This window comes from Anoxybacter fermentans, assembly GCF_003991135.1.
Taxonomy (GTDB): Bacteria; Bacillota; Halanaerobiia; order DY22613; family DY22613; genus Anoxybacter; species Anoxybacter fermentans.
Genome location: NZ_CP016379.1, coordinates 1,765,977 through 1,778,665 on the forward strand (window position 1 = coordinate 1,765,977; position 12,689 = coordinate 1,778,665).

Annotated in this window: 9 protein-coding genes and 3 pseudogenes; 5 read left to right on the forward strand and 7 right to left on the reverse strand. The window is 33.2% G+C overall.

Going from position 1 to position 12,689, the window contains the following annotated elements; genetic code table 11:
- Positions 1 to 945 precede the first annotated feature (945 nt).
- Positions 946 to 1,620: a class I SAM-dependent methyltransferase gene (locus tag BBF96_RS08085; protein WP_127016668.1), complete on the forward strand. Its 675-nt coding sequence runs from the start codon at positions 946 to 948 to the stop codon at positions 1,618 to 1,620.
- An 89-nt stretch (positions 1,621 to 1,709) separates the two neighbouring features.
- Positions 1,710 to 2,267: pseudogene (locus tag BBF96_RS08090) on the forward strand (SbcC/MukB-like Walker B domain-containing protein); the annotation flags it as partial.
- 25 nt (positions 2,268 to 2,292) lie between these two features.
- Here BBF96_RS08090 and BBF96_RS16880 read toward each other — a convergent pair.
- Together BBF96_RS16880 and BBF96_RS08095 are read right to left on the reverse strand one after the other, a co-directional pair.
- Complete coding sequence (locus BBF96_RS16880; RefSeq protein WP_236777901.1) at positions 2,293 to 2,403, reverse strand: DUF2397 domain-containing protein; 111 nt, start codon at positions 2,401 to 2,403, stop codon at positions 2,293 to 2,295.
- Between the two features lie 877 nt (positions 2,404 to 3,280).
- The gene (locus BBF96_RS08095) at positions 3,281 to 3,847 is read right to left on the reverse strand and encodes a class I SAM-dependent methyltransferase (protein WP_127016670.1); all 567 of its coding nucleotides are present in this window, start codon (positions 3,845 to 3,847) and stop codon (positions 3,281 to 3,283) included.
- Positions 3,848 to 4,199: 352 nt separating this feature from the next.
- On the opposite strand from BBF96_RS08095, the gene BBF96_RS08100 reads away from it, so the two are divergent.
- From BBF96_RS08100 to BBF96_RS16690, 3 genes are all read left to right on the forward strand, one after another.
- Complete coding sequence (locus tag BBF96_RS08100) at positions 4,200 to 5,402, forward strand: ISL3 family transposase (RefSeq protein ID WP_127016671.1); 1,203 nt, start codon at positions 4,200 to 4,202, stop codon at positions 5,400 to 5,402.
- A 920-nt stretch (positions 5,403 to 6,322) separates the two neighbouring features.
- The gene (locus BBF96_RS17405) at positions 6,323 to 6,487 is read left to right on the forward strand and encodes a DDE-type integrase/transposase/recombinase (RefSeq protein WP_418655019.1); all 165 of its coding nucleotides are present in this window, start codon (positions 6,323 to 6,325) and stop codon (positions 6,485 to 6,487) included.
- Positions 6,456 to 6,758 (forward strand): integrase core domain-containing protein, encoded by a 303-nt coding sequence (locus tag BBF96_RS16690; RefSeq protein WP_205665751.1) that lies wholly within the window; start codon positions 6,456 to 6,458, stop codon positions 6,756 to 6,758. Before BBF96_RS17405 ends, BBF96_RS16690 begins: the two co-directional genes overlap by 32 nt.
- 735 nt (positions 6,759 to 7,493) lie before the next feature.
- On the opposite strand, the gene BBF96_RS08110 is transcribed toward BBF96_RS16690, so the two are convergent.
- From BBF96_RS08110 to BBF96_RS08130, 5 genes and pseudogenes are all read right to left on the reverse strand, one after another.
- Complete coding sequence (locus BBF96_RS08110; protein WP_127016672.1) at positions 7,494 to 8,534, reverse strand: ISL3 family transposase; 1,041 nt, start codon at positions 8,532 to 8,534, stop codon at positions 7,494 to 7,496.
- Complete coding sequence (locus tag BBF96_RS08115) at positions 8,507 to 8,695, reverse strand: hypothetical protein (RefSeq protein ID WP_127016673.1); 189 nt, start codon at positions 8,693 to 8,695, stop codon at positions 8,507 to 8,509. Before BBF96_RS08115 ends, BBF96_RS08110 begins: the two co-directional genes overlap by 28 nt.
- Before the next feature lie 220 nt (positions 8,696 to 8,915).
- Positions 8,916 to 9,513 (reverse strand): annotated as a pseudogene (locus BBF96_RS17410) (IS256 family transposase); the annotation flags it as partial.
- Positions 9,514 to 9,609: 96 nt separating this feature from the next.
- A pseudogene (locus BBF96_RS08125) lies at positions 9,610 to 10,833 on the reverse strand (IS110 family RNA-guided transposase).
- Between the two features lie 460 nt (positions 10,834 to 11,293).
- Complete coding sequence (locus BBF96_RS08130; protein WP_127016674.1) at positions 11,294 to 12,601, reverse strand: transposase; 1,308 nt, start codon at positions 12,599 to 12,601, stop codon at positions 11,294 to 11,296.
- Between the last annotated feature and the right edge of the window lie 88 nt (positions 12,602 to 12,689).

Sequence of the window (12,689 nt, forward strand, 5' to 3'; positions counted from 1 at the left end):
ACAAAAATTATTCTCTTCACTTGTAAAGTTGACAACATAAAAAATTTATAAATCACCGCCCTCTCTAATAATTCATCAGTAAATAACAAAAGACAGCGGTCATAAAACCACTGTCTTTTATTTTTTAAGCTTATGTTATAATACCTGACACCCATAATTTCTTAAAAATACCAAATCCCCGCACATCTATTACTACTTCCGATGCAGTCTTTGCATTCTTAAAAAGATGAACCCGGTAATTATCAACTTCATATTTTTTATATCCATCAGAAGCTGGCTTACCTACATTCACGGTAGGTTTAAAAGTAAAACCATGTCAGCCACCAGATACAATGGTTAAACTAATCGTTATATCCTGATCTCCCATTTTCTTCAGATAGTCTTTCGCAGCTGGAGTAATAATTATATTTGGATCCAACTCATAAACCTCCCTTAAATACCCCGATGCCCTGGGGGTGTATTTTAACTATAGTATATCATATTCTTAATTTCTTTGTCAATGGCAAATCGTCATCTTTCGATAAATAGATTTTGCAGGATAAAAATATTAACTATAGAAATATTTATGTTAAAGCCACATCAGATCAAAAACTTTTTCTAAAAAGGCCAGCAACAGTCAAACCTGACCCGATTACATAATAATAAAAATTTCTCAGATCCTGAATATATTTCATTAAAAGAAAAAATCCTTAAATGATTATACTGCAAAAAGCTAATCTTGAACGACATAGAAATTTTTTGCCAAATAATCTTAGCGAGATTTCCGACGAAATAAGGTCTCATCACAGGAGTTGATGAGCTAATCAAGAGCCAGGAGGGCCCTTTGATTAGGAAGCCTTATTTCGGCGGAAATTGAGCTTTAGATGATTCGAAAAATATCTCAAGAAGCGAAAAATTAGCTTTTTGCAGTTTGACCTTAAATATTATCTAAAGGAGTTGCTTTTTATGTTTTTTGATAAAATTGCAGATTCATATGATAAATGGTATGAGACTAAATTGGGTTCCTTTGTTGATGAGGTAGAAACAAAACTTGCTTTTGATTTTTTCCAACCTACAAAGGGTATGAAAATTTTAGATGTGGGATGCGGTACAGGTAATTTTAGCATCAAGTTGGCAAAAAAAGGTTGTAAGGTTATTGGAGTCGATATCTCCGATGCTATGCTCGAAATTGCCAGAAAAAAAGCTAAATCAAATAATCTGAATATTACTTTTTACAATATGAATGTATATGATCTAGATTTCGATGATGAAACATTCGATGCTATCTTTTCTATGGCAGCCTTTGAATTTATAAAAGAACCTGAAAAGGCATTTAAAGAAATGATGCGGGTCTTAAAACCAGGTGGCCAACTCCTCATCGGAACAATACATAAAGATTCACACTGGGGAAGATTATATTTAAAACAGGCCTGTAAACCTGATTCCATCTTCAGATTTGCTAATTTTAAAACCCTAAAGGAACTGGAAGATCTGGATAGAAAGAACCTGATCAAAAGTGGTGAATGTCTTTTCATTCCTCCTGATATAAGGGAAGATGAAATTTCCTGGGAAAAAGAAAGAGAATTATCCCAGAGTGAGAGGGGAGGCTTTATCTGCGCTTTATGGAAAAAAACAGAATAATGTCCTACCAGATCAGTTTTTATCTATTAAAGACAGATAATATATAGATTTTTCGTTAATCATAACCATCTCCAATATCTGTGGCTGTATCGCGTATCAATAGGGCCAGAGCAATACTAGATGATAAAGGGTATGGTGAAAGCTTACATCAGGCAATTAAAGAAGTTCTTGATTATCATAAGTGGTTTAAATTTATATTATATTATCAAAAAGAAGGGGAGCGTAAAAAAGAACTGACCAATCATGTATTTTATACCTTTAGTGGTGGGGAAAAAGCAATGGACATGTATATTCCACTTTTTTCGGCAGTTTATTCACATTCTATGCAGGCCCGGAAGGATGCTCCGAGGATTATAACACTTGATGAAGCTTTTACCGGTGTTGATGAAAATAATATTCGGGATATGTTTGCTTTAGTAGAAGATTTTATTATAAACTCTCAGGCCCTTTGGGGTGATTATGATACTGTTCCTGAGCTATCCATTGCAGAATTGATTCGACCGAAAAATGTCAATTATGTAAGTGTGATTCATTATTATTGGGATGGAAAAGTTCGACATTTGAATATACCTTTTGAGATAGAAGAAACCATGGTACAATATGGGATTAATGTTCAAGGGGGATGGTTCTTTTTTATTGCCTTATAGATTTCTTCTGGTGACAAAAGATAATTTAATTTGTTATACTCTTCATAAAAAAGCGCAAAATAAAACGATATTGGGCTACATTCTGGGCTGTTAGATAAGTTGTCTCTACAACTTTTTCAGTTAAATGACGCTTCACACCTATTTCCTCCTAAACCAGCTTTTTAATATACTTATTCGTAGTTATACTACAAAATCCCTATTTGGTAAATATTTTAAAATCATGTAATAATGTTGTGAGTTCTGTCTCGGTTATTTTTAACATAAACCGAATACCTCCTTCTCTTTTAAGTGTAATAAATGTGTTACTGGTTATCTTGTAATTCTAACTTTTTCACTATACTTTAACCAGCTTTAAAGAACTTTTATAACCGTCCCTCTAACCTCAGAAAATTCTAACATAATAATCTATTTTATTATTCTATAAATAGTAATGATATAAAATTAATACATAGCAACAGCCTTAAAACACAGAGAAAATAAACCCAATCATCAAATAATCTCAAGCAGTCTATATTTTCCAAATTGCTTATCTATTAGCCAGATGTCTTGATAATCAAATAAGCAATAAAGTCCTGGATAATATTTTCCAGGACTATCTATAAATCTATAATTTTTTATAAACCTGTTCCATAACACTTACTTCTTTCTTAAAAAATTCTTTTTTATCCTCCGGTAATGGTTAATCAAATCTTAAGCCCCACAGAAATTTGAGTTCTTAATCCATATCACATTTTGTCCAAAAAAATTAAGGGGCTAAAGAGACCCGTAAAACCCTTAAATTCTAATCATTACCATATTTAGTTTTAAAACTAAGGGTGTAAAATTCTTTAATCAAATCAGTTAATAAATTAAGCTGTCTTGCTTTGCTTTATTAAGTTTCCAACTCATAACCTCTAAATTCTCCTTTCGTTAACCGACGAGGTTTATATACATTACACACCTAACGTATTGCGGGTATGCGAAGCCCTAAGCGTAGCGAAGGTTTCGTATATCCGCTGTTATCGGAAGTACCTCTATACATTTTTCACCATTTCTAAATAGAAAATTTTATCCTTATGCCATTCGTTTATTAACTTAAAACCTGTTTCTTTTGCTAATTTCTTAAAATACTCGCTATTCTGTTGTTTATCCCATTTTACTCCATATCCGGTTTCTATTTCTTCATTTGGAAGGAATATTTTTAATTGGACCACGAAAATATCATAACCTTTTTGCTTTTCAGGTATCTCAACATCCCATATTAGAAACTTTCTATTGCTTTTCAAAACTTGGTAAACCTCTTTAAATACTTTTACATGATCACTCTCAGGAATATACATCAAAGAGAAGAAAGAAGTACATATGTCAAATGATTCGGGAAGAAATTTTAAATTTCTGGCATCCATTACTATTTTTAAGGCATCATTTTTTATCTCCTGTAATTCCTCTTCTCTCATATCGATGGCGACAACTTGCCTACCATTCAATTTTCCTATTATTCCTTCTCCACCGCCTCCCAGGTCTAAAATAAATCCGTTCGTTTTTATTGGACTTAGTTTAACCTCTTGGAGATTAGTCCCATAATACTTTTCATCTTTCATTTATTCCACCTCGTTTTAAAGGCACTGTTCCGTCAAATTTTCTCCCTTTTCCAAGGGACAAAAGCTTGGTTTTTCCTTGTAGGGTCAGGATTTTCCTAAAAAAGAAGGAATCCCTCCCCCTGGAGTAGTAGGTAGTAGTTAACCAAACCAAAACTCACTACACCCAGAATGGAGGGATTCGTAAGTTATGATTCGTCAACCACTACTCAATATCCTCTTAAATTCTTTATTAAATTTTCTTGGGTCTATAATTAATGTTGTGAAGAAAAAATTATAAAAAATAAAAAGGCATTTGCTGGCTCCGTTGAATTAATTAGTTGCGAACTAAAAACCAAAGAAAGGAGTCCAGCAAATGCAATATAATAATATCATAAAATTTCTTGATTTGCCAGACATTATTGCAACTGAAATTATTTCAACGGAGGACAGATATATTTTTATTGCTGAAGCAAAGAAAAATCATATTGTGTGTCCTCAGTGTGGTAATATCACTAATAAAATCCATGATACAAAATGGCAAAATATTAGAGACATCCCCATAAGAGGTAAACTAGTAATCATTAGACTTCTAAAGAAAAGATATCGTTGTCCTTATTGTCATAAGAGGGGTATCCCTGAAAAATATGAAAGTATTGATAAATATGCCCGTAAAACCAAACGCTTTGATAAATATCTTGCTAAAGAAACTGTCAGCAAGGATTATTCTAAAGTTGCTAAAGAAAACGGGTTAAGTTATACAGCTGTTAATAATGCAGTTAAAAAAGTAATTGACCCTCTCATTGAACAACAACTTTCAAAACTTAGTCAATTAAAAGCCATCAGTATCGATGAATTTGCAGTTTTAAAACGCCATAAATATGGAGTTAGCATTACAGATCCAATTAATCGGGAGTTAATTGACATTTTACCTACTCGCAAAAAGGATGATTTAATTAACTACTTTAATTGTTGGGAAGATGAACAAAGACGGCAAATTCAATCGATTTCTATGGATATGTGGCGTCCGTTTAAAGCAGTAGCAGATGCAGCATTTACTCATGCAAAAATTGTTATAGATAAATTTCACCTTGTAACTTTAATGAACAAAGCCCTTGACGAAGTTAGAAAACAAGTTCAACAAACAGTAAATAATCATCAGAGAAGAAAGTTTTTTCAAATTCGTTTATTACTCCAAAAACGAGCTGAAGAACTGACAAATGAAGAACATGAAAAGCTCATCGAATTATTTGAACTCAGCCCAGCTTTAGAAAAAGCCTGGGAACTAAAAGAGGAATTCAGAGACTTATTGCAGCTAGATGATGTAAAAGAAGCTACCAGAGCTCTAAAAAGGTGGTATAAAGAAGTAATAAAAAGCAAGCTGATACCTTTTTACCAGGTAAAAAAGATAATACAAAGATGGGAAGAAAAAATACTAAATTATTTTAAGACTAAGATAACCAATGGCTTTGCTGAGGGTATCAATAACAAGATTAAATTGATCAAAAGGATTGGATATGGTGTTCCAAATGTTATGAATTTAAGGAGAAGAGTATTTAATTCAATGTTAAGTTATTAAATTTAAATGTTTATTCCAAAATCACTTCACCAATCAATTCAACGGAGCCAACTTATCTTTCACAACATTTGACGGAGAGCCATTTTCTTCTTAATCTCTTTTTAATTCTTTCACAATATTTCCGTGTTGATTTTAAACCATCTAACTAGATTGATGACAGCTACTCTAAACTAAACAACCTTGATGATCCTTTACCTCTCGTAAAACCTGTTTACAAAGATTATCAAACATTACTCGCTGAAGCTGAAAAAAATGGACAACCAATCAAACCTGTACGCAGAATTAAATCTTTAAATGTTGATGTCAATGAATGCCCACACTGTGGAACCCCTGAAGATTATCGCAGACCCTTTGGACGTGATCCAGATGGATATCAAAAAATTCAGTGTAAAGTTTGTAAATATCAATGGGCTCCTCATCAACCTAAAACACATCCTACATACTATTGCCCATTTTGTGGTTATGCTCTCTCTAAAGAAAAACATAGAAAACATTACACCAAATACAAATGTAAAAACGATAACTGCCCTAAATAGGTTAATCAACGTAAAAGATATCGTTATCGTGCTTTTGATTTTGATCCAGATGAGTTAGAAATCTCATCTCCACAAAAAACACCAGTTAACCTGGCTAACAGCCATTACGGAACTTTTATAATCTCTAAAGCTATTGATTTCTATATCGGATTAGGTCTTTCTTTACAACAAACTATACAGGCTATCAAACTAACCTGGCAAGTTTCTCTCTCAAAAGAGATTATTCAAAAATGGACAGTTTCATTAGCTGCTAAATTGGCACCTTTGATCCCAAAACTGCCTTTACCTTTATCCGGTATTGTTGCTATCGATGAAACCTATATCAAAGTTAAAGGCAAATGACACTAATTATTTACAGCCATCGATGGTAAACATGGTTTTGTCATCACTCAACATCTCTCTAAACATCGTGATGCTAAAGCTGCTCTTACAATTCTACGAAGGGTCATCGAACAATACGATGATAAAAAATTCACTCTAGTGACCGATAAAGCTCCAATCTATGAAGTTGTCGTACATGCTGCTAAAGTATTTTCACCATCAGATTAAAGGGCTTTTTCCCTATGGAATAGTCGATTACAGCAATAAAGTTTATCGGCCTTACAAAAACATAGTAAAACGCTTCTTTGGAACTTATAAATCACATTATAAACGACATAAAAGCTTCAGTTCTTTCGAAGGTGCTATCTCTCATGCAATACTGTATCAGTTGTATTTCAACTACTTAAAACCCCATGATTCATTTGGCGGTAAACCACCTTTACAGATTACAGACTCCACTGGTCGAATAATTGAAAACTGGGCACAACTCATCAGATGATTATACTGCAAAAAGCTAATTTTAAGCGACATAGAAATTTTTCGCCAAATCATTTTAGCGAGATTTCCGACGAAATAAGGCCACATATGAGGATTGATGAGCTAATCAAGGGCCAGGAAGGCCCATTGATTAGTGTGCCTTATTTCGACTGAAATCGAGCTTTAGATAGTTCGAAAAATTTCATTATAAAGCGAAAAATTAGCTTTTTGCAGTATAATCATGTAAATATATCTTATTGGTGATATAGAACAAGCAGATAAAGTCAGAAATTAACTTTTTCTGGATTTTTATAGATTTCGGAAAGAGGTAGTATTTTATTGTTTCTTTTAAGGCTAATAAAATAGTGATATATGTTTATTAATAATCAAATTACTTTATTACTGTATTTTGTCTCATAGATGCCTGGAAAGATGTTCAGAGAGTACTAAATTTAAAAAAAGTGTCACGAATTCAGGTTTATTGTTATAATACCATATTTATTCATATATTTCAAAATCGTTTTTTTTTATTAAATTGATTTATCTTATGTTATCTTGTTTTTACTCCTTTATTCTCTGTTATTTATTTTTTATCTTTAGTTCTTGGTTTTATACAATATTAGTTATTTTTTAATAAATCTGGATTTTGTTTTCATCTCTGGATTAATAAATATTCTCCTCGCCGTCAAATGTTATGAAAGATAAGTTGGCTCCGTTGAATTGATTGGTGAAGTGATTTTGGAATAAACATTTAAATTTAATAACTTAACATTGAATTAAATACTCTTCTCCTTAAATTCATAACATTTGGAACACCATATCCAATCCTTTTGATCAATTTAATCTTGTTATTGATACCCTCAGCAAAGCCATTGGTTATCTTAGTCTTAAAATAATTTAGTATTTTTTCTTCCCATCTTTGTATTATCTTTTTTACCTGGTAAAAAGGTATCAGCTTGCTTTTTATTACTTCTTTATACCACCTTTTTAGAGCTCTGGTGGCTTCTTTTACATCATCTAGCTGCAATAAGTCTCTGAATTCCTCTTTTAGTTCCCAGGCTTTTTCTAAAGCTGGGCTGAGTTCAAATAATTCGATGAGCTTTTCATGTTCTTCATTTGTCAGTTCTTCAGCTCGTTTTTGGAGTAATAAACGAATTTGAAAAAACTTTCTTCTCTGATGATTATTTACTGTTTGTTGAACTTGTTTTCTAACTTCATCAAGGGCTCTGTTCATTAAAGTTACAAGGTGAAATTTATCTATAACAATTTTTGCATGAGTAAATGCTACATCTGCTACTGCTTTGAACGGCCGCCACATATCCATAGAGATTGATTGAATCTGTCGTCTTTGCTCATCTTCCCAACAATTAAAGTAGTCAATTAAATCATCCTTTTTGCGAGTAGGTAAAATGTCAATTAACTCCCGATTAATTGGATCTGTAATGCTAACTCCATATTTATGGCGTTTTAAAACTGCAAATTCATCGATACTGATGGCTTTTAATTGACTAAGTTTTGAAAGTTGTTGTTTAATGAGAGGGTCAACTACTTTTTTAACTGCATTATTAACAGCTGTATAACTTAACCCGTTTTCTTTAGCAACTTTAGAATAATCCTTGCTGACAGTTTCTTTAGCAAGATATTTATCAAAGCGTTTGGTTTTACGGGCATATTTATCAATACTTTCATATTTTTCAGGGATACCCCTCTTATGACAATAAGGACAACGATATCTTTTCTTTAGAAGTCTAATGATTACTAGTTTACCTCTTATGGGGATGTCTCTAATATTTTCCATTTTGTATCATGGATTTTATTAGTGATATTACCACACTGAGGACACACAATATGATTTTTCTTTGCTTCAGCAATAAAAATATACCTGTCCTCTGTTGAAATAATTTCAGTTGCAATAATGTCTGGCAAATCAAGAAATTTTATGATATTATTATCTTGCATTTGCTGGACTCCTTTCTTTGGTTTTTAGTTCGCAACTAATTAATTCAACGGAGCCAGCAAATGCCTTTTTATTTTTTATAATTTTTTCTTCACAACATTAATTATAGACCCAAATAATTTAGTATTTTTTCTTCCCATCTTTGTAATATGTGTTTGACAAGATAAAACTCCTACATTTAACCATATTTGATGATGTCAAGAATTTTGTGTAAATGAATTTTCAAGAACCATAACGCTCTTTGAAAAGTTGTTGTAATTGTTCTTTAGCACTTAAAAATCCTTTCATTTTTCTGTTACTCCATTTGGCATTATAGTCAATAACTTTCAAATAAATAATCTTCTCAGCTGCTGTCTCAGTTGGTAAGCTGTTAACTGGATTTAACCTTTTACGAAGCTCTTTAATAGCTCTTTCTATCCAGTTGGTAGTATAGATTGCCTTACGAATCGCAGATGGATACTTATATTAGAAGTTCGTTTTGTTCATTCCACCAACTTTGAGTAATTTTAGGATAAATTTGTTCCCATTTATTACAAAATTCCTCTAATGCCTTTCTGGCATATTCCATATCAGGAGCATTATAAATGGTTTTTAAATCTTCTGTTATCTCGTTTATATGCTTTTTACGTACTTTAGTTATAGTGTTTCTAACCTTATGCACAATACACCGTTGTACGTCAGCTTTAGGATAAACTTTGAGAAATGCATCCCTTAATCCGGGAAGACCATCCATGACACCCAATAAAACTTCTTCCAGCCCCCTGGACTTTAAGTTTAACAAAACTTTTTCCCAGAGAGCAGAAGATTCTGAAGCTCCTATTCTATTCTGAAAACCAATTTTAAAGAAAAAAGACCCTCTTAAGTTCCGTTATTTCTTTCAAAACAGAACACAGAGTCTATGTTTGAATGTAAATTTCTATGCACTTTTTTTCTCTATGTTAATACTGTAACCTAGTTTTTCCAACTTGCGAACCAGGTTATGTACAATTTTATCCTCTTTTCTTTTTTCAAAGTAATCTGCGCCAAGTTCCTGATACGGCTGATTTTTCTTCAAAATGTGATAAACAATTGTTAGAATTGTGTGGGCAACAGCTATGCAGGCGCGATTAGACCCACGGCGGGCGGCAAGTCTGCGGTATTGGGCGGAAAGATAAGTATTTTTTGTTCGAGAGGCTGACCTACTGGCTTCAACCAATGTTGACCGAAGGTGCTTATTTCCTTTTGTCGTTCGTCCGGATTTCCGCTTTCCGGCACTTTCATTGTTGTCTGGAGCTATTCCGGCTCATGATGCCAGATGCTTAGATGAAGGAAATCTGTCCATATTTATACTGATTTCTGCAATAATTTGTTCAGCAATACGTCTTCCAACTCCCGGAATAGTATCTAAAAGCTCCAGGCAATGTTCAAAAGGGCGCATACATCTTTCGATTTCAAGATTAAGCTGTTCAATTTGTTGGTCTAAGAAGTCAATGTGTTTTAATTGGACAGATAAAATCATTTTTTGATGGTGCCCAATAAGTCCCTCTAATGCTTTTTCTAAGAGAGGTATTTTATTTCGTAATTTACCTTTTGCTAATTGTGCAATAACTTTTGGATCAGGTTTATCACTATTGATAAGTTGTTCAAGCATTTTTCGGCCGGATTTGCCCAAAATATCAGTAGCAACAGAAGAAAGTTTGATATTAGCACCTTCTAAAATTTTTTGCAAACGGTTAACCTCTCTAGAACGTTCATCAATTAAACTGCGGCGATAGCGAGTTAGTTCCCGTAATTCTCTCTGTTCACGGTTGGGGATATAGCTGCCTTTTAATAAGCCATATTGCAAAAGTTCAGCAATCCATTCAGCATCTTTAACATCAGTCTTTCGCCCTGGAACCGCCTTAATATGTCTGGCATTTACAACAAGTGTTTCAATCTGTTCAACTTCCAAAAGATTGTAGATGGGTTTCCAATAAACGCCTGTACTTTCCATTGCCACACAGCTGCAATCATTTTGCTTAATCCAATCTACAAGTTCTAAGATATCAGCCGTCATGGTGCCGAAAGTTCTAATTTCTTTGCCTTCAGGAGTAATGATGCAGGCAGTGATACTTTTTTTGTGGACATCCAGACCACAACATCTTTCATGAAGTATTTGCATATGCATCACCTTTCGAAAGAAAATTAAAGAAAAGGAATGAAGTTAAAGCGACAACTTATTTTATAGAAAAACAATCTATTTTGCGTGCTTTCCTGGAAAAGGAAACAACAATCAGTGATACATGAAAGTTGTCGGGGTCCGTCTATAAGTCGGACTCACAGTACCAGTTAGCTTCGACCTCTACATCTAACTTCAATATTATATTTATTATATAACAATTGTTGGGCAAAGTATAGTTTTCATAGTTCAAAGCTTTTTGCGTTGTGCGTCTTTTTTTATTAAAAAACAAAAAATTACTCTATTAATTTTCTTAATAAAAATTGGTAATTTTCTTTATTGTTACCTAATAACCAGTCATTGTATATTATTACAAAAAGAAAGTTCTAATTTTGGGTATACCTACCCCTTATAATTCGAGAAGTCTTTTTTAAAATCTAAACTAAATCCTTAATTTGTATCATTAAGCCGGTTCAACCAGACTTCTCATCTTGTCTCTCTGGTTTTCTTTAATACGGTCTACTGCCATCGTCAACATTATTATCAATGCCAGAGAACAGCGCATTTTCATCTTTTTCAAACCACGAATAGTATGTCTTTCAAAACCATAACATACATCCAGACGGCTATTTACTCTTTCTATCGCTGTCCGTCCTTTATATTCCCTTTCCCAACGATAACTGGAACGCGCTATCGGTGTAAATATTCTCCTATCTTCCGATAATTTTATCCTTATACAATTTGATACCTTGCATTCGCATTCTTTTTGCCCTTTACATTCTATCCCATAGTGAACAGCCGGACAACGATATTTTAATGTCTCTCTATCCTTTTCAAATCCTCCATATGCCATTTGTCGTCTTTTTGCTGTTTCTGGACAATAACAATATACTGTTCCGCGATAGTCATACACTATATTATCATAATTAGACAACAACTTTGTTTTTTCTCCATCTCGCCACATATTTCTTATATCTATTACAGGTTTTATTTTATAGTCATCCCACAATTTTTTTATCAATTTGCTATCATCATAACCTCTGTCTGCCAGAAATATCTCACAGTCTTTTATTATTTCTGGATGTTTTTCTTCCACTTCTCTTAAAAGTTTATGCGCCACCGGAACCTCGTGAACTGAAGCTTTTGTAACTTCAAATTCTACCGGCAATTCATAATCAGCATCTACTATCAAATGAAGTTTATAACCAAACCAATTTTTTATCTTCTTCCACAAAGTGCCGTCTTCATGTTCGCCTTGATATACCTTTCTTCCAAAGTCTGCATCAACATCCCTGCGTCCATCTCTTTTTTTCTTATTCTTATGAAGCTTTGCAAAACTTTCTATTTCTTTTCCATCTATCGCCAGTCTTTTCCCATAATCAGGTAGCAATTCTTTTAGCTGATCTACTAAATAATCAAATATCTTATCTATCTCTTCCTGGTTTTCCATTATCTTTTTTAAAAATCGAGAGTAAACCCAGGAGGGTGGTACTTTATTACTAAAACCACACATAGCCCTTAATTGGCCGTTTCTAGATAATTCTCGCCTTAAACTCTCAATTGTTTCATGTTGATAAACAATCCCAGCCAGGATTGAATTCCACATTGCTCTTATCTCATAATCATTTCTTCCTTTGCCACGTTCCCTTTCTAATTTTTTCATTAATTCTTCATCAGGCATATATTCTATAACCAACCGCAGCCTTTCCAGATCACCTAAATTTTCAATTTCAGTGTAGCAAAATAATCTTTGTTGTGGTATAATAGCCATAGGGTGATTCCTCCTTTCGTGTGATTTTCTTGGCTAATTACTATTATATCACAAAATCACGGAGGTTCACCCTACTTTTTTTATTCTG